Here is a 442-nt window from a genome sequence, read left to right on the forward strand (position 1 = left end):
GCAGTACGGCCCGCGCGAATCGATGGAATACGACGTCGTGATCGTCGGCGGCGGCCCCGCCGGGCTGTCGGCCGCGATCCGGCTCAAGCAGCTGGCCGCCGAGAAAGGCACCGAGATCGGCGTGTGCGTGCTCGAGAAGGGTTCCGAGATCGGCGCGCACATCCTGTCGGGCGCGGTGATGGACCCGCGCGCGATCACCGAACTGTTCCCCGACTGGAAGGAACGCGGCGCGCCGCTCGATGTCGAGGTGACCGAAGACCGCTTCCTGTTCCTGTCCGAGAACAGCGCGGTCACCACGCCCAACTGGGCGCTGCCCGCCAATTTCCAGAACCACGGCAACTACGTGATCTCGTTGGGCAACGTCACGCGCTGGCTCGGGACACAGGCCGAGGCGCTCGGCGTCGAAATCTTCCCGGGCTTCCCGGCCGCGGAGATTCTGTAC

General features: G+C 67.4%; 1 protein-coding gene. It reads left to right on the forward strand.

The window, feature by feature from the left end:
- On the forward strand, positions 1–442 hold a 442-nt coding region (locus U5771_RS35355), incomplete at both ends, for an NAD(P)/FAD-dependent oxidoreductase (protein ID WP_322028206.1).

The sequence above is a fragment of the Burkholderia sp. BCC1977 genome, from assembly GCF_905339595.1.
Lineage (GTDB): Bacteria > Pseudomonadota > Gammaproteobacteria > Burkholderiales > Burkholderiaceae > Burkholderia.